Below are 17,940 nucleotides of genomic sequence, written 5' to 3'. Positions count from 1 at the left end.
ATGCCAAGGCCAAATCTCGTCAATAATGTACTCGGCGCGAGCACGTCGCGCAGAACCTTGCTGAAGGCCGGCGGCGCCGCCGCGCTGGTCATGAGCGGCCTGACGACGGGAGCCAGGGCCGGCGCGTCCCGGCCGCTGGTCTATGCCTTCGCGGCATGGTCCGACGCGCTGGCAATCACCTATGTCGGCGCGAAGCTCATCGAGGACAATTTCGGCTACAAGGTCCAGCCGCTGCAGGCGGAGCCGGGCGTGATCTATGCCTCGCTTCAAACCGGGAAGGCCGACCTCTATTCGAACTCGTATATGCAGGGGATGGGCCCGCTGAAAGGCGACTATCACGGCGGTCAGGCGGACTATGTAAAGAAAGTCGCCGGTTCCATCAAAGTCGTCGGCGTTTCGGAAGGCCCGATGACGCAGGGCCTTGCCGTTCCGGACTATGTTGACATCAAGAGCATCGCCGAGCTCAACGACCACGCCGACAAATTCCCAAGCGGAATCATCGGCATCGACGCCGGCTCCGGCCTCATGCAGGCCGCGGATGCAACGGTGAAGGCTTACGGTCTCAAGCTCAACCTGGTCCCGGGCAGCGAAGCTGCCATGGAAGCGGCCTTCCAGCGGGCTTACTCGAAGAACGAACCAATCGTGGTCACCACTTGGGAGCCGCTCCCGATGTGGAGCAAATTCAAGATGAGGTATCTCGAAGATCCCAAGAAGACGATGATGTCGGAGCCCTACTACTGTTTCCACGTCACGTCGAAGGACTTTGAATCCAACTTCCCGAAGGCCCAGGCATTTTTGACAAGGTGCCACATCCCGAATGACGAAGAAGCCAAGATCATGGGCTGGATCGACGGCGGGATGAAGCCTGAAGACGCCGCCTCAAAGTGGATCGGCGAAGTGAAAGGCAAGGGCATTATCGAGCCGTGGCTCGCCTGATCCCGAAGCACGCATCCTCCCGAGAGTGCGGGGGTCCGCGCCGACCCCTGCATCACCACCTGTATTATGCGCGGGAGCCTCGCATGAGCACGCGAAAGCCGGCCGTCGAGATCAAGGATCTCTACAAGATTTATGGCGGCAACCCCGAAGTGAAACTGGACAGACTGCGTTCGGGCGCCTGCGGCCCCGACGAAGGCAGCGGTTTCGTCGCGCTCAACAACATCAACATGACCATTGAGACCGGGAAAATCTTCGTCGTAATGGGTCTCTCAGGCAGCGGGAAATCGACCCTTCTTCGCTGCATCAACCGCCTTGTCGACCCCACTGCCGGCCAGATCGTGGTCAATAGGCAGGACGTCACGAAAGCCGGCAAAAAGGCACTCCGCCAGATCCGCTCCAGCATGATCGGAATGGTGTTTCAACATTTTGCGCTCCTGCCGCACATGTCGGTCATCGATAATGTTGCGTTTGGGCTCCGTGTCGCCGGGGTCGGACGCAAGGAGCGACGCGAGCGCGCAGGCAAGGCACTCGAGCTCGTAGGGCTCAGCGGATGGGGCGACCGCAAGCCGTCCAACCTTAGCGGCGGCATGCGCCAGCGCGTTGGCCTGGCGCGTGCCCTGGTGATGGACACGCCGGTGCTGCTGATGGATGAGCCGTTCAGCGCGCTCGACCCGCTCATTCGCGAGGAGATGCAACAGGAGTTGCTTCGGCTTCAGAGCACTCTGAACAAGACGATTGTCTTTGTGACACATGACCCAAACGAAGCGGCAACGATCGGTGACCGCATCGCCATTCTCCTCAAGGGAGAGGTCGTCCAGGAAGGCCAGCCGATCGATATCGTGCTCTCCCCTGCCAGCGACTACGTCAGGGACTTCGTGCGGGGCATTGATGTATTCAAGGTGCTGTCGGCTGGCCAAGTTATGGACGCCGTCTGCCCGCCGGTGGAACTGGCGAACAGGCCGATCTCGGAATGGACGAAACATCTGTCGAAAGACTTCGTAAAGCTCGCGCCCGACGATCTGATCGCCCCCTATCTCGATGAGCTGGCGAAAGAGCAGCGCGCTTTGATCGTGGTTCAGAACGACGGAACGCCCGTCGGGACGGTCACCCCTAAGTCCGTTCTCAAAGCGCTCGCGGCCCATTCCTCGTTAGCCGGCGCGACGCCGAAGATCGAGAAACCGAAAGCTGCCGACACGACGAGGGCAAACGCCGCGGCAGAACGCGCGACACAATAACGAACCTCAATCTCAAACGACTCTAGCTGAGGATCATGAGGATGGATTTTTCGGAGTTTGCAGGCACGGTTGCCGCGTCAATCGACGACTTCACGACCTACCTCTCGGCGCATTTCGGATTTGTCTTCGATTCGATCTCGACGGTGATCCTGGGCATCCAACGCCCCTTGGCCACGTGTCTGACTAGCGCGCCGGCCTGGCTGATCATCGCGACCGTTATGGTCGGTGGTGTCCTACTTGGGCGGCTCTCGCTGGCTATCCTCAGTGGATGTGGGCTGGCCTTCATCTTCGTCATGAATCTCTGGGCGCCGGCGATGGTGACACTCTCCCTGGTGCTTACGGCAGCCGTCGTCGCCCTGGCCATCGGGGTACCAATCGGTATTTTCATTGCTGAATCGAAGCGCCTGAACACGATGGCTGAGCCAATACTCGACTTCATGCAGACGATGCCTCCGTTCGTGCTGCTCGTTCCAGCCGTGTTCTTCTTCGGCGTTGGAACGGTTCCGGGCATCGTTGCGACGATCTTCTTCGCCATGCCGCTGCCGATCAGGCTCACGGCCCATGGTCTCAAGATGGTCGAGCCGGAAATGGTCGAGGCGGGGGAAGCCTTTGGCGCAAGTCGCCTGGCCGTGCTGTTCCTGATCAAACTGCCGCTGGCGTTCCGCTCGATTATGGCAGGCGTCAACCAATGCGTGATGATGTCGTTGTCGATGGTCATCATCGCGTCCATGATCGGCGCCGGCGGCCTGGGTGACGAAATCATTCGGTCGATCTCCCGTCTCCAGGTTGGGAGGGGCGTCGAAGCTGGACTTGCGGTCGTTGTTCTGGCAATCCTGATCGATCGCATCACCAGGCGAATTAGCGAGAAAGTTGATCCGACGGCCTGACAAACATGAACCCCGGTCAATGGCCGAGCTTCTCCTCTTCACGCAATCGGCAGTGGCAACTTCTTGGTGCGTCCCCCGTCGATGACGTAGACTTGCCCGGTCACGAAGGCGCTTTCTTCCGAGGCAAGCCAAACAGCAAGGTTTCCAACATCAGTCGGCTCACCAAGACGTCCAACCGGATGCATGGCAAGAAGTTCCCTGCGGACACGCGAACTGTCAGCCATGCTGTCGATGTAGATCTCACTGAGGTCAGAATTGATCCAGCCCGGCGCAATGGCATTGCAGCGGATACCCTCGTGACCATGGTCCACGGCGACGGCTGCTGTAAAGCCGTGAATGCCAGCTTTCGAAGCGGAATAGGCAGGGTGACCCGGATTAGACGCCAAGCCTTCAATCGAACCGATGTTGACGATGCTTGCAATGCCTCGCTTGCGAAGATGCGGCATTGCCGCCTTCGTTAACAAAAATGGGGCCTTGAGATTGATGTTCATCATCTGGTCCCAGTCCGTCTCGGTCATTTCCTCGATGGTCTTCTCGAACATGATCCCGGCGTTGTTGACGAGGACATCAAGGCCGCCAAGTCGCTCGACGACGGCCTGAACGGCCGAAAAGATGTGCTCGGAGTTGGCAAGGTCGGCCTTCACGAAAATAGTGCGATCGTTGAGGATCTCGTCGGGTGGCGGGTTCCTCTGCACAATGGCAACCTTGGCTCCCTCCTGCAGGAAACGTCGCGTGATGCCGGCGCCGATGCCACGGCCGCCGCCAGTGATGATAGCGATTCTTCCCGCAAGTCTGTCAGCCATAGGGTGTCCTCAATAGACCGGCTTGGCGCCGTTCACCTCAATCGTCGTGCCGGCGATGTAGCGGGCGGCATCGGAACTCAAGAAATACACCGCATCGGCGATGTCTTCCGGCTCGGCAATGCGCCCGAGCGGAACCGTCTTGTTGAGCTCCGCTAAGGCAGTGTCGGGATTGAAGCCGCGCTTGGCGAAGCCGGTGCGCAGCATCGGCGTGTTAACCTCATTCGGACACACCGCGTTGACTCGTATCCCGTCACCGGCATGGTCGCGGCCAAGGCACTTCGATAACGCCGCGACGGCCGCCTTGCTGGTGCAGTAGGCGGCATGCCCGGGTCCGGGATAAAGTCCCCAGCACGATGCGATGTTCACGATCGCGCCGCCGCCGTGGCCCTTCATATGGCCGATCGCCCTCCGGCACGTGTAGAATATCGACGTCAAGTTGATATCGAACGTCCGCTCCCAGTCCTCATCGGTCGTCTCGAGGATATTGCCCCTGGTGATAATCCCGGCATTGTTGACGAGCACGTCCAGCCTGCCTGTGATCTGGATGGAATAGTCGATCAAATCTTCGCAATAAGCCTTGTTCCTGAGGTCTCCGGCCTTGCTCCAGACCTTCTGTCCGGTTCGGTTGAGTTCGGCATCGAGCCTGTCCAGGCCAGCCTGGTCTGCGTCGCCGGCAATCACATGAAAGCCGTTCGCGACGAACTGCTTGGAGATCGCTTGCCCGATACCTCCCGCCGCGCCTGTTATCACCGCAGTTTTCTTTTCAATGCCAGTCATAGCTCAAGCCATCTTTGAGAGGGAAAGTTAGGCTCATAATCTCTCAACGGCGGATGAAGACCAGTGGGGCAGCCCTGCAAAAGTCTCACCCCCTTGTTGAGTAGTTGAGCCAAGACATCGCCAGGGGACATTCTAGGGTGTAGCTGCGTCGGACATGGGATTGGGCAGCGTCGCAGATCGCGCAGCATCATGCGCACAGTTTTCCTATGTTGCCGAGGTGACTTGGGGGACGCCGCCATAGTCGGTCGCAACGCTGGCCATCACGTCGTATTATAAATGATTTTCCGATATCTTGGGCTTCGCTTGCCCAATCTGTCGCGCCGGCCGAGTATCGAAGTGTTTGGAGCTTGAGATGGTTCGCCGCTACTACGACCTGCCGTCCCTGACTGCTTTGGCTGTTTTCGAGGCGTCTGCCCGGCACTTGTCATTCAAATTGGCTGCTGCGGAACTGAACGTCACTCCCGGCGCCGTGAGCCGGCAGATCAAGGCGATCGAGGACGAACTCGGGGTTCCGCTGTTTACCCGATTGGGAACCGGTGTGGCGCTGACAAGCGCCGGCGAAGACCTTTATGGCGTGTTGGCTACCGGTTTTTCGCGGGCCGCTGACATCGTCCGGAATGTGAAACACGGTGACCGTTCCAAGAACGTCACGCTGGCGTGCACGGACGCCTTCGCGTCGACGTGGCTGATCCCGCGGATGCCGGATTTTTGGACGAGGTACCCGGATATCGCGGTTGACCACCTTATATCGGACAATCCCCGCGATTACCGCCGCGCCGAGGTCGAATTGCGCATCCGCTACGGGTTCGGATCGTGGTCGAATGAAGATGCTGAGCTCCTTTTCAATGAAACAATCTACCCGGTATGCGGGCCTGGGTTTGCAAGCAAGCACCGCGATGCAACGGCGGAATCGTTGGCCGACCTTCCCCTGCTGCATGTCGATTGGGTGGATCCCGACTGGGCTGGCTGGGACGAGGTCCTTCGGCGCGCGGGGGTCTCACATGGTCCGACCCGCGGTCGACGCTTCGGCAAGTTTTTCGTGGCGCTTCAGGCAGCTCAGGCCGATCAAGGGGTGGCTGTTGGGTGGCATCGCCTTGTCAAGGCGCAGATTGACGAGGGGAAACTCGTGAGACTGACGGATCTCGAGCTCCCAGCCCCTGGCAGCTACTATCTCACATGGTATCAAAATCGTACGCTTTCCCCTGCCGCCCAGAGCCTGCGTAGCTGGATCCGGGAAGTGGCGGCGCAAGAACGAGAAAGCTAGAGCTCTCTGCCGGCGCGCTTCTGCATCGCCCACAACTTCAGCGGCGCTCCGATCGACATCAGCGGTTCTGGATAAAGCTGAATCGGGGTGGGGTCTTTCAGGGCGTCTGCAACCATTGGCTCGTTGCTGCCAACGGCAAGATCGGCAGCCAGCATCCCATAGAGGGTGCCCTGCACCGTTCCCAGGCCATTGCAGCATCCGGCTACGAAGACTCTGTCTTCAATTTCGCCGAATGCAGGCGCGGAATTGAGAGAGAGACACAAGTGGCCTCCCCAGCGAAATTCCATCGGTGCTTGAGCCAGCATCGGGAAGCGCGCCTGGAATGATCGATCGTGCACGGCGCCGATCCGACGGATCTGCTTCTCGCTGGTGGACATGTCGGGATTATATGTGAATGTGTTGCGGACGACGATCCGATCGCCGATCCTCCGGATTGTTGATCCCATCGGATCGGCCGGGATCAAGCCCCAATGCGGCTCACCTCCCACCGCTGTCTGTTCGCTCTTGGAAAGCGGCCTCGTCATGCTGGCGTAGGTGAACACGTGCAGCAGGCGATTCTTGAAGTAACCAAAACTTTCGAGATGACCGTTGACTGTCAGAATCAACCGCGGCGCGGTTATCTCGCCCTCAGCCGTCTTGGCAGTATGCAGTTTGCCGGTCTGTAAAGATGTGACCGGGGAATTCTCGAATAGCTGCACACGCCTCGACAAGCCTTCGGCAAGCCCACGGATGAAGCCGGCGGGCTGGGCCATTACCGTTCCTGGCGTGAAGGTACCGCCGACGAAAAAATTGGTTCCAGTGATTTCCTTCAACTGCAGCGCGTCGAGCCGCTCGAATGGCTCGCCTAGCGCCGTCAGATGCTTTTCGAATTCGCGCAGAACCGCAACACCGTGATCGGTTGCAGCTCCATGGTACTTGCCGGCCCGAACGAAGAATTTCTGCAACCCGTATTCGCCCGCCGCCGAAGCAGAGAATTCAATCGCGGCCCGGTTCATGCGGATGCGTTTGCGATCGTGATCCTGGCTTCCGCCGTAATGCTCCCCACCGAGCTCGTGCGGAAGATCGATCATGAAGCCGGAGTTGCGCCCGGCAGCACCCCAGCCGACGCGCTGAGCGTCGACCACCACTATGCGCTCGTTCGGCACCAGTTGTGAGAGGCGCCGCGCGGCCGCCAAGCCAGCAAATCCAGCTCCTACAATGAGCCAGTCCGCCTTATGACGGCCGCGCAGCACCTCAGGTGCCTTGGGAGGCGGCAGAATACCGTACCAACCGGGCATGGATGAGTCCGCAGGCGTGCGGACAGCCTCATAATCGCTCATCGGTGCGACCAGGCTAGTCTACCGAACGGGAGACTTTAGGATCGGAGATGTCCGCCCAGATGGTCTTGAGTTCAGTATATTGGTCGTGGGCATGCAATGACTTGTCTCGTCCCCCGAAGCCGGAAAGCTTGAAGCCGCCGAAGGGAGTCGAGACATCCCCTTCGCCGTAGCAGTTGATGGTCACCGTTCCGGCGCGAATGTCCCTTGCGATGCGATGCGCCCCGCCGAGATTGGCGGTAAAGATTGAAGCTGCAAGCCCGTATTGCGTATCGTTGGCGACCCGCAGTGCCTCGTCAGCGTTGGCCACTTTGATTACCGACAGTACTGGACCGAAAATCTCCTCTCGCGCAATCGTCATTTCGGGCGTGACATCGTCGAATATGGTCGGCTCGATGAAATAGCCTTTGCCATGCTTGTGGGCGTTGCCGCCCGTGACGATCCTGGCGCCTTCCTCCCGCCCCTTCTTGATGTAGCCCATGATGCGGTCGAACTGCTCCTTCGACACAATGGCGCCGAGCCGATTGCCCGGATCCAGCGGCTCGCCCAAAGGCCATTCCTTTAGCTTGTGGAGGACGGTTTCTACCAAGCGATCCTTGATCTTCTCGTGCACGATCAGGCGGGAATTGGACGAGCAGTTCTCGCCCATGTTCCAGAAAACAGCTTGGGTGACATGCTGTGCAACAATGTCGAGGTTCTCGGCGTCTTCCAGCACGATGCATGGGTTCTTTCCGCCGCATTCGAGCACGATGCGCTTGAGATTGGACCTGGCGGAATATTCCAAGAATTTCCGGCCGACGTCAGTTGACCCGGTGAAGGCGACCATGTCGATATCGGGATGCACGCCGAGTGCCTTGCCGGTCACTTCGCCCGGACCGGTGACGATTTGCAGGACGCCTGACGGCAGCCCAGCCTCATGCGCCAGTTCGGCGATCCGCAACGTCGACATGTTGGTCTGCTCAGCCGGCTTGACAATGACGGAGTTGCCCGTCGCAAGTGCCGGACCGATCTTCCAGGCCAGCATGAGGATCGGGAAATTCCAGGGCAGAACGCAGGCGACCACGCCCAGCGGCTGGCGCACGATCATCGACACGACATCGTCGCCCGAAGGTGACGTCTGGCCGTAGAGCTTATCGGTGGCTTCCGCATGCCATTCCAGGCAATGCAGAGCCTCGGGGATGTCCATGGTTTCGACGTCGTAGATCGGCTTGCCGCTTTCGAGCGTCTCAAGCACCGCAAGCTCGTGGGCGTTTCGCTTCATCAGTTTCACGAGCCGCCGCAGAACGCGCTTGCGCTCGCTCGGATGCGCACGCGACCAGGCGCCCGATTCAAATGCCAGTCGCGCCTTCTCGACAGCGAGGTCGACATCGGCCTGGCCGCAGGAAGCGATCTTGGCGATGACCCGCCCTGTCGCGGGATTGATGGTCTCGAAAGTATTCCCTGATTGTGCAGCCCGCGCCTTGCCGTCAATTACTGCGCTGGTCGGCAGTGGCAGGCTGTCCGCCAGGTTCTGGTACTCATCACGCGTTAATAGCGATGACATTCTCGGAAGCCCTTTTCTGGGATTTTGCAATGATTGAGGTGATGACTGCCTTAAGGGTGCGGATCGTCGACTCGAGTTCCCGCTTCTGTTCGTCGCCGAGTGCCCGCATCGGCAGGCGCACGGGCCCAGCTGGCAATCCAGCCAATTCGCACCCGAACTTGATGCTCTGGACGAACTTGCCGCCCTGCTCAAGAAGCCTCATCAGAGGCAGAAGCGCCGACATGATCTGCCGGCCCTTGGTGAAGTCCTTCTCGATCACGCAGGCTTCGTACAACGCGAGGTGCTCTGTCGGTAAGCAGTTGCCGGCGCCGCAGACCCACCCTTTTGCGCCCCAGGCGAAGAATTCGAGCGCCTGATCATCCATGCCGCAGAACAGGTCGATATGCGGGTAGTCGCGAGCCAGTGCGTGCAGCTGGTTCATGCTGCCGCTGGATTCCTTAATGGCACAGAAATTGGAGCTGCGACCGACCCGGTCCAGGAACTCGACGTCCATCATCGTGCCGGTGCGTCCGGGATAGTTGTAGAGCATCACCGGTAGATTGGCGGCCTTGTCGATCGCAAGTGCATGATTGGCAAGTTCGAGCTGCGTGGGAACAGCGTAGTACGGGGAGCCGATTAGGATGCCGTCGTACTTGAGGTCCTTTGCAATTAGCGCGTATTCAATGCAGTCGTCGGTACGAATGGAGCCAACGCCGGCGATTAGGGGCATCTTCCCCTTCCCCACGCTCCTGGCAAGCTTAAGCAGGCTGACACGCTCGTCGCGTGACTGGGCGTAGTACTCGCCTGTCGTGCCACCGACAATGATACCGTGGACGCCAGTCGAGACCAGGTGCTCGACCATGACGCAGAAGCCGTCACGGTCGATCGATCCGTCCGCATGAAAGGGCGTTGTGACGGGCGGAATAACGCCTTTGAACGACATCTGCCTGGCTCCAATTCGGGCTACGGGTCAGTGTTATATGCAAGCTGAGGAGCGGGAGCAGCCGAAATAAAATCACCCGCCAGGCAACTTTTTTGCGGTTCGGCTATGATAGAGCATGCCTACGAGCCGGCGTGTCGCCCTACCTTAAGATGAACTATTCGCTCAGACGCTAACAGTTGTTGCTGTCGCTTGGCGAACGGGGGCTACGAAGGTGCATCGCTTCACCTCCGGCCGTCGCATCAGCTGGCGAGCACGGGCTTACGTTTCGGCGAAGAAGGGTCCGCCTCGATCGCGCCGATATCCAACTCGTCAGCGGAGTTCTTCACATCAGGAAGTTTCGCAGGTTCTCCCGGTCCCGGTTCATGTCACGACACTGGTGCACTTGCGCCAGTACGCACGGCTTCTGGACATGGCATTTCCGACGCCAAAGGATGCGCGCTTTTTCTCATCTCGCGCGGCAACCGGCTGTCGAGGACAGGGCTCGCTTTGGCTTCAGCGCAGCCAAGCAAGCTGGCCGGTCTCAACAGTGACAAAGTCTTTAGATGGCGTGATCTGCGGCATCGTTTCGCCCCCATACGGCTCGCCGCATGGCATCGAGACAACGCCCACGTGCAAGGCGCTGCTACCCTTGTTGGCGTCCTCTCTTGGCCACGTCCACTACACCGATACTGCCTACCATGTGACGGGCACGGATCGGCGCCCACCGTCTCGCGCACCAGCGCCGCCAGCACCCTCCGCTCCTTTCCGGAAGTAGGCTGTTTTTCGCCACCATGACCTTGACCGCAGCGTCGGCCCGGTCGCGACATAACCTCCAGCGCAGCATGTGGCGAACACGGCCGTTGCCTGCCTTTGTGGTGCCGCCGCGCCGGACTGTCTCCCCGGTTGAGCGCTCGCCGGGAACGAGACCGAGATATCCCATGAGCTGGCGTGGACTTTCGAAGCGGCTGGCGTCGCCGACCTCGGTGACGAACGTCACGGCGACGATCAGGTCTACCCCACGCAATGTCTGGAGCGCCCACACGATCGGCGCCAGCGACCAGGCCGGGACGAACTCTTCGATTGCACGCTCCAGCCGTTGGACTCGTTCTTTCGAGACACGCACCGCCTCAACCATCTCCTGGAGGGCGATCTGATGCGCGGGGTAACCGAACCGCTGTTCCTGAAGCCAGCGCAGATAACGCATCGTCCAGCTCTTCTTGCGCGGATAGCTACGGCCGTGCTTGAGCATGAATGCGCTCACCTGCTGGCGGTGGACGCGCAGCGTCTCAACTGCCGCAGCTCGGGCTCGGACGAGATCCCGCATGGACTCGTGCCCTTCATCGGGAACCCAAACCGCCGTTAGCTCGCCGGCCCACATAGCCGGGCGAGCGAGATAGCGTCGCAGCGACGGTTCGTTTACCCGATCCCCAGGCTCCCTCGGTATCAATGATGGCGCAACCACGTTGCACTCGTGCCCGAGCGCCCGGATCAGGCGATAAAGGCCGTACCCGATCGGCCCAGCTTCGTAGCAGAAATGCACGTGATCAAAGCGGCTGGCGATCCGGCCGATGACCCGCCGCATGCTGGTAGCCGACGCGTCGACCTCGCCGAAGAAGCGAACTTCTCCTTCCCGGCCCACCTCCGCAATCGCAATAGCGTTCTTCAGCTTCGCAACATCGATTCCGACAAATGCTTCTCTCTAATCCGCCACGGCTCGTCCTCCTGTGATGAGGATCGGCTCGGCCCGCCCGAGCAACCCTCGGACGCGCAGTGTAGGGCGAGCCACCTCACCGGCAGAGGCGGACATAGGGTCTTACAGTCAGGCCATGAGCCGCAGCCATAGAGAATGCGCAGCTCGACTTCGGCGCGCCAATAGCCGCGCGAACTGTCGGAAATCAGAAGCAACTTTGATTCAGCATGCCGGTGCCCAATAGCGCGGCATGCGGGGCATGAACCACATCGACGCGAACGCATCGGTGGAGGCATCCTGACGTTCCGTGAACCAATGCGTTTAATGGTCTGGACGACATCGGACGCCTTGGAAAGGCTGCTTGCCAGCACGTTATACATGTCTTTGCCAACACTGGTAAGCATCACGCCGGTTCCTCGCCTCACAAACAGCGGAACACCAAGGTCGTCCTCAATGGCTTTGATCTGCCGGCTGATTTCTCCCGATGTCACGCCCAGCTCGCAAGCCGCAACCTTGAATGAGAGATGGCGTGCTGAGGCCTCGAATGCCGTGAGAGCAGTCAGTGACGGGAGATCGTAGTACTGAGGAACCATTGAGGAATCCAATCAGATCGGGAGTCGCGAACCAAACAACAGGGTATCCGTTCGCCCTCTGGCCCATAAAAGTCCCGCCACCATTTTGATCAATCACACTCCTTAACGGATTGCGACCGTCGCCGTTATCCTAGCAAGTTGCGTGCCGAATTGGCGCGGTTAGTTGCGCCACTGCCCCATGCCGACGACCCGCCCCCTAGCGACCTTTCGTCGGGTTTCCGACATTAATGTCCAGCTCCAGACACAAGGTTTGTGGAGACACATGCGCGGGACTGCCACATTGACGATGTGGGATCCGGCCGCTGTATCAGGAGTGAAGAAGCTCCGTCACTCAGGTTATATCCGCCGTCGTTTCCCTGCCGAGTTGGTCAGCGTGGGGGGCAGTCACGACACGGTTTCCTACAGCGAGAATTCAGATGTAGGCCTAGCTGCGGACGGCTTTGGCCTTGCCGCTCGCCAGGATCGGCACGGGGTGCCGTCATCATGTAACGCTTGGCAGCAAGCACATGCGCCTTCGATCAGCGCGCGCACCGGCTTAAGCAACGCGGCACAGGCGTCGACGTGGTGCGCCAGCCTGGAGAGGCTCAATCGATGCCGCTGCAGTCACAGCGCGCTCCGCCGGTTCAAGGGCTAATGCTGGGGACTTCTCGAAAAGGATATCATCGCCGACAGGTTCGGCCCGACAAAGCCGCGCGACGCCACGCGGAAGGGTGCAGTCGGCCTACGTGATCGCCTCGCATTCTCGACAGGTGAACCTCTCGCGCTCGGCCTGGATCACTGTTCACTGGCGCGGGATCATTTATCGGTGATGTTCTCGCCAAGCTCCGCCCGTCTGGCCCTTAAAGTGCGGCTGCCAGGTCACGTGAGTAACTGCCTGTCCGCTCTCATCACGCTTTGGCCAAGTGAGCGTAACTTGCTGCGAAACGCGCGAATTTGTGCTCGCCGCACGTCACCCGCTTGTAGCGAAGTGGGTTGCTGTCCGAGACGCATGAGGGCAATGGTTCGATCATCGCATTGAAATCAGCGTCGATAAAGAAGGGCATTGAGTATCGCTCGCGTCCCGAGGTATTCACCACGCGGTGCATGTTCGCCAGGTATACATCATTGGTGAGCCGCTGAATCAGATCGCCAATGTTGATTACGAATGTGCCGTGGATCGGAACGCCCTCGACCCAGTGGCCATCTCGGTTCATGACCTGAAGACCACCCACGTCGTCCTGCGCTAGGATGGTCAGATTGCCGTAATCCGTGTGGGCGCCAATGCCGATAATCTTTTCTCCAATATAGCCACTCTGCGGGGGGTAATGAAGCAGGCGCTGAATGCTGATCGGTTGCCCCATGAGGCTTTCGAAATAGCGTTCAGACAGGTCCAGACTGAGCGCGATGCCCTGCAAGAGTTTTTTCGCCAGCTCCACCATTTTTTGGTGGTACCCGTATGTGAGTTCCCGAAATTGGGTCAGATTTGAGGGCCACTGGTTGGGGCCAAAAAACGGACCTTCCAACGAAGAGCGTTCAGGACCTATGTCAAAGCACTCCTTGAGGTCTCTCGTCTCGCCCGGATCGGTGTTCTCCCCGAACGGCTCGATATAGCCGCGGAGGGCTACATCCGATTTGCTTACATGCAATTTCATCTTCTGCGACATGGGCAAATCAAAGAACCGACGGCTCACGTCGAATACCGAATCCAAAAGATCCTGCGGAATCCCGTGGTTCTTCACGTACATGAACCCAGTGTTGGACAATGCCCAACGTATCTCTTTGGCCACCTTCTGCTTATTGCTGCCATTGAGAAGCGGCGCGATGTCAATCACCGGGATCTTGTCGAAGCTTTCGCGTTTCGCGCGCAGCTTGTCGTCCAGTTTGGTAACGATATCCTTAGACATGGGTACACCTTTGTTTGGCAACGGGAGCCGGCGCGATTTCTTGTTGGACTGGTTGCGTGAAGAACCGTCAGGAAGCGTTGGATAGCTTGTGCGGGCATTCTTTTGGGGGCGCCGTTGCTCAACAAAGTAGAAGAGCCCGAACTCCTGCAGGGCATAGGCAGGGGGCCCGCTTGTCGTGTCGTCTTGTATTCGCAGCCAGCTTTTCGTCAGCGAGTTTTGCGTTAGCGCTGTCACGACCGGTCCTCCGTTGGTGCACTGGCGTGCTCGGGGACCTGGAAAACCCAATAGTGTGCGCCCTCCTCCGCAACGTATCTGCCGTCCTTAAGACGCTGTGTCGGCGCAAGTATGCCCTCATGCTCCAGACGCCGCACCTCCTCTTCGAAGCATGCTGTCTCGGCATAGCTCTTGCGGGTGCTTGCGATGACGAAACCGTTCGGGCGCGTGACGCGAGCCAGTTCGCGCAGTGCTTCCGGTCGGACATGCCCGAGCGTCAAGACGCCGCAGCAGACCGTGATATCATAGCTCGCGCTGGAGTAGTGGGAGAGCGGCTCGTTGAGGTCGACACCGCCCCGGACATGGCGATAGACGTGGGTTTGTCGGGCCTTTTCGGCCATCTCCTCGGAGAGATCGAGGCCTTCGATCAACCGGAACCCGAGGCGGTCCAGCTGGACTCCGAGCAGGCCCGTTCCGCAGCCAGCGTCCAGGATTGTTATGACTGCTCGCTCCTTGGCCAAATAGGCTGTCTGCACGGCGCCCGCCAGTTCGGCCACGACCATCGGCCCGCAGTATCCGTCGCGGCCGACATCCAGATCGTAGGCACTGGCCCATCCGCGATAGAAGTGGGCCAAGCGACCGGCGTCGCCGTCGAGGGCGTGGGAATCCTTGATGCGCTTTCGTGCGGCTTGCTCCAGTGCTGTCTGCTGATCGAGGGTGACCATGATAGCTCCTCCGTGTATGAGTGATGCGGTACAGTTGTCATTGGAGCGCATTGGCCGCGGCTTAACCCATGAGCTGTTCGTTCCGTACGCTGAGCGTAGCTGTCGCGGGGCGCTTTCAGCGAAATGCACCCCGACTGCTGCCGCCGGACGGGCGATCTCAACCGTCTTCAGTGGGGATGTGTTGACTTGAGCGCAGTCCGGCCCATTTCGGCCAAGGCGCCCTATTCGCCTACTAACTTGTCGAAGACGTTGAGTGGCAGCGGCGGGGAGATGACGACAGATCCCGTAATCGTGGGTCGCATCGCGATGCGTCTTGTCGCCGGATTTCCTTTCCAAGCAAGTCGTTCGCCGTCGCGGGATTGATGTCTTGTTTACCTGATAACCGGCGTCCAAGAGCTTGGCGGCCGGTCGGCACAAGGCTTCCGTTACCAATAAATCCGATTCATTGTGGAAACAAGTGGCGCGCCCCGCGTTGCCTCCAGCCTCGACAGTACACATGGGACTTCCTTTCACAAGTAAATCGGAGAGATTTATAACGGAACTCTACGGTCGATAGGAATATCACCCGACTTTCGACATCAGCAAGCCACTTCAGATTAAGAATACACTTTATAAGTTTAAGGTAATTTTACTTCTGTTTAACTTTTTATCTGAGTGTTTTCACAATGAATTCGCCCAGAAGAGTGATCCGGATCGTTCCCGTAGGAACGATGGGCAAGGCGATCTCGCTAGCACGCACGGTCTTGGGACGAACTCTCCCAAGTCGTTCAACAGATTGAACGCCCCGCTCTACTGACTCATCATGCGCGGCCCTGCGCCGACCGCGAAGAGAAAGCGAGTGACCCACGGAGCGACATCGTCCGAAAAGAAAGCAGGAGGAGCTTGACCTCGAACCCATTCAGAGAAGCCTGCTAGGTGAAGTGGTCGGGGTGCCGGTTTCCGACACAGGCACTATGCTTTCTTAAGCTTGGCCCGATACTCCTCGTCCAAGATGGACGGCAGGGATATCTTCTTTGTTCGGGCGCCATCGACGGCGATCATTTCACCGCTAACGAAATTGGATTCGTCGCTAGCCAACCAAAGGACTGTATTTGCTATCTCCTTTGGGGATCCGATCCTTCCCAACGGGTGTAGTTGCGCCAATTCCCTCTCGACCAGGCTTCGGTCCGGGTGGAGCTCGACATAGGCGCGATTCAAGTCGGTCTCGATCCAACCAGGGCAAACGGTATTGCAGCGGACTCCATCGGGTCCGAGGTCTACTGCCAATCCCAGCGTGAGACCGTGTACGCCGGCCTTCGTGGCCGCATAGGCAGTATGCCAAGGGTTGACCATATAGCCCTCGACCGACCCGATGTTAACGATCGTGCCCGAGCCGATACGCCTCATTTCCGGGACCACATACTTGGCCATTAGAAACGGACCACGGAGATTGACCGCCATAAGTCGATCCCAATCCTCGATAGTCTGTTCGTCGATCGACTTATGAATCACGATACCAGCATTGTTGACCAATACGTCGATCCTGCCGAACTTCTGAAGGACCGCGTCAACGAATGTACGGACTGACGCCTCCTTTGTGACGTCAAGAGGCATAAATGCGAGCCTCTCGACGCTGCTGACAGGGGCGGGGCGCTCATCAAACAAATCGCCGACGATAACCGTCGCCTCTTCATCAGCGAGTCTCTCGGCAATCGCCCGCCCTATGCCTCGATTGCCACCTGTGACAATGGCACTTTTGCCTGATAGCCGATTACCCAAAACTTCCTCCTATCCTGCCGTAAAGCCGCCATCTATTGGAACAGCTACGCCCGTGATATGCCTGGCTTCCTCGCTCGCGAGGAACAGCGTCAAGCTTGCGATTTCCTTTGGAGTAGCCACGCGACCCTGGGGTATTGAATCAATATTCCTTTGAAGAATCTCGTCCGCGGTAACCGGCTTGCTGTGGGCCGACACAAGCATGGGCGTATCAACGGCGCCAGGGCAGACGGCATTGATGCTGATTTGCTCTTTGGCGTGATCGAGGGCCATGGCACGAGTCAACAAAACGACCGCGCCCTTCGACGCACAATAGGCAGCCAGCCCGGAACAGCCAACCAGCCCCACATTCGAGGCTATATTGACAATACTGCCGCCGCCGGTCCTCCTCATAGCCTTCACTGCGGCGCGACTAAAGTAGAACACACCATTGACATTAACGTCGAATATCTGACGCCAATCATCATCAGTTGTCTCAAGGGCGCTTCCACGCCGTATGATACCTGCGCTGTTGACCAAGACGCTGACCTTTCCGAACCGCTCTACGGCGGAATTAATCACCTGGTCCGCGAAGGCTGAGTCAGTCACATCGCCCAGCATCAATTCGGCTGAACAATTGAGTTTCTGAACCGACTCAAGGGCTCGTTGGCCCCGCTCTCGATCGCGGCCGACCAATACGATTGACGCCTCTGTCGCGGCGATGGCCTGTACGACGGCCTCTCCTATCCCCGACGTTGCGCCAGTAACGATAACTACCTTCTTGAAATGGGTCATGGTAGTGATTGCCCAGCCGGAGTGATGAGGCTTAGAGTATTTTCGACGGCCCTCTTACTGCCTTGGACATCGGGACGGCGTCGTGGAGCTTTTGCAAGGCCTCGGAAGCCGGAAAAGGACCTAACGATGGGGAACGTTCCTTATATTCGGCAAGCACTTGTTTATATTCGGCAGGCACCTTTTTTCAATTTTCATCTATCGGCTCCATTCGGAAGATACCGTATACCCAATACTTAAGGCGCGATTGCTTGCCAAATATCTTTTTCCTCGCCTATTACTTTATATTCCAACAATGCACTCTGGATGTATCATGTCCTAATTCGTTGCATACATCTGCGCATACTTTTACCTATCACGCACACCGCCGGTTCGTAAATACATTTATTGATAAATTTTTTTAATACTTGTGAAGAACTATTGTAACATATGAATAGGGGCGAGGCATACGCCGAGCGGAGGCCGTCGGCCTCGGTCTCACAGTTGCGAGGGGCAGCACGGAAACGGAACGCCTGCGCGATACTGCTACGATTGTTACCGGCCTGGAGTGGAACGATTTCTGAGCCTCTACGCGCCCTAGACGTCATGTTCCGAGGCCTGAGATCGGTGGCCCGCCCTTTCGTGCGATTAAGAGACGAGGGTTGCTCG

Annotated in this window: 15 protein-coding genes; 4 read left to right on the top strand and 11 right to left on the bottom strand. The window is 58.5% G+C overall.

Annotated features, from left to right (window positions below):
- The 3 genes from X756_RS1000000166690 to X756_RS150955 are packed head-to-tail and all read left to right on the top strand — an operon-like array spanning nt 1 to nt 3,058.
- Nucleotides 1–936 carry a glycine betaine ABC transporter substrate-binding protein gene (locus X756_RS1000000166690; RefSeq protein ID WP_023730009.1) on the top strand — a complete coding sequence of 312 codons (936 nt, stop codon included), beginning with the start codon at nt 1–3 and terminating at the stop codon, nt 934–936.
- Entirely contained in the window at nt 924–2,171 is a 1,248-nt protein-coding gene (locus X756_RS150950; RefSeq protein WP_156941374.1) for an ATP-binding cassette domain-containing protein, read from the top strand. Before X756_RS1000000166690 ends, X756_RS150950 begins: the two co-directional genes overlap by 13 nt.
- 41 nt (nt 2,172–2,212) lie before the next feature.
- Nucleotides 2,213–3,058 (top strand): ABC transporter permease subunit, encoded by an 846-nt coding sequence (locus tag X756_RS150955; RefSeq protein WP_023730007.1) that lies wholly within the window; start codon nt 2,213–2,215, stop codon nt 3,056–3,058.
- A gap of 38 nt (nt 3,059–3,096) precedes the next feature.
- Here X756_RS150955 and X756_RS150960 read toward each other — a convergent pair whose 3' ends face one another.
- A complete protein-coding gene (locus X756_RS150960) occupies nt 3,097–3,861 on the bottom strand; it encodes a glucose 1-dehydrogenase (protein ID WP_023730006.1) in 765 nt (254 codons plus the stop codon).
- A gap of 9 nt (nt 3,862–3,870) precedes the next feature.
- Nucleotides 3,871–4,638: an SDR family NAD(P)-dependent oxidoreductase gene (locus X756_RS150965; protein WP_023730005.1), complete on the bottom strand. Its 768-nt coding sequence runs from the start codon at nt 4,636–4,638 to the stop codon at nt 3,871–3,873.
- Between the two features lie 352 nt (nt 4,639–4,990).
- On the opposite strand from X756_RS150965, the gene X756_RS150970 reads away from it, so the two are divergent.
- The gene (locus X756_RS150970; RefSeq protein ID WP_023730004.1) at nt 4,991–5,902 is read left to right on the top strand and encodes a LysR substrate-binding domain-containing protein; all 912 of its coding nucleotides are present in this window, start codon (nt 4,991–4,993) and stop codon (nt 5,900–5,902) included.
- Here the strand turns inward: X756_RS150970 and X756_RS150975 are convergent.
- The 9 genes from X756_RS150975 to X756_RS151005 all read right to left on the bottom strand — a co-directional run bounded on the left by X756_RS150975 (nt 5,899) and on the right by X756_RS151005 (nt 17,295).
- The gene (locus X756_RS150975; protein WP_023730003.1) at nt 5,899–7,221 is read right to left on the bottom strand and encodes an FAD-binding oxidoreductase; all 1,323 of its coding nucleotides are present in this window, start codon (nt 7,219–7,221) and stop codon (nt 5,899–5,901) included. The genes X756_RS150970 and X756_RS150975 overlap by 4 nt on opposite strands.
- Before the next feature lie 13 nt (nt 7,222–7,234).
- Nucleotides 7,235–8,761: an aldehyde dehydrogenase gene (locus X756_RS150980; protein ID WP_023730002.1), complete on the bottom strand. Its 1,527-nt coding sequence runs from the start codon at nt 8,759–8,761 to the stop codon at nt 7,235–7,237.
- Nucleotides 8,739–9,683, bottom strand: a complete 945-nt coding sequence (locus X756_RS150985) for a dihydrodipicolinate synthase family protein (RefSeq protein ID WP_023730001.1) — start codon at nt 9,681–9,683, stop codon at nt 8,739–8,741. Before X756_RS150985 ends, X756_RS150980 begins: the two co-directional genes overlap by 23 nt.
- A 622-nt stretch (nt 9,684–10,305) precedes the next feature.
- Nucleotides 10,306–11,343, bottom strand: coding sequence for an IS110 family transposase (locus X756_RS0134385; protein ID WP_280806614.1), 1,038 nt, complete (start codon nt 11,341–11,343; stop codon nt 10,306–10,308).
- Nucleotides 11,325–11,945 (bottom strand): LysR family transcriptional regulator, encoded by a 621-nt coding sequence (locus X756_RS1000000167455; protein WP_245264510.1) that lies wholly within the window; start codon nt 11,943–11,945, stop codon nt 11,325–11,327. The genes X756_RS0134385 and X756_RS1000000167455 overlap by 19 nt, the downstream gene beginning before the upstream one ends.
- An 887-nt stretch (nt 11,946–12,832) precedes the next feature.
- Nucleotides 12,833–14,062 carry an isopenicillin N synthase family oxygenase gene (locus tag X756_RS150990; protein WP_198020024.1) on the bottom strand — a complete coding sequence of 410 codons (1,230 nt, stop codon included), beginning with the start codon at nt 14,060–14,062 and terminating at the stop codon, nt 12,833–12,835.
- Nucleotides 14,059–14,766 (bottom strand): class I SAM-dependent methyltransferase, encoded by a 708-nt coding sequence (locus X756_RS150995; protein ID WP_023729999.1) that lies wholly within the window; start codon nt 14,764–14,766, stop codon nt 14,059–14,061. Before X756_RS150995 ends, X756_RS150990 begins: the two co-directional genes overlap by 4 nt.
- Before the next feature lie 951 nt (nt 14,767–15,717).
- Nucleotides 15,718–16,524 (bottom strand): SDR family oxidoreductase, encoded by an 807-nt coding sequence (locus X756_RS151000; RefSeq protein WP_023729998.1) that lies wholly within the window; start codon nt 16,522–16,524, stop codon nt 15,718–15,720.
- Nucleotides 16,525–16,533: 9 nt separating this feature from the next.
- On the bottom strand, nt 16,534–17,295 hold the full coding sequence (locus X756_RS151005; RefSeq protein ID WP_023729997.1) for an SDR family NAD(P)-dependent oxidoreductase: 762 nt from the start codon (nt 17,293–17,295) through the stop codon (nt 16,534–16,536).
- Nucleotides 17,296–17,940 lie beyond the last annotated feature (645 nt).

This window comes from Mesorhizobium sp. LNJC405B00, from assembly GCF_000502615.1.
Lineage (GTDB): Bacteria > Pseudomonadota > Alphaproteobacteria > Rhizobiales > Rhizobiaceae > Mesorhizobium.
This window is presented reverse-complemented; position numbering and strand designations above follow the sequence as displayed.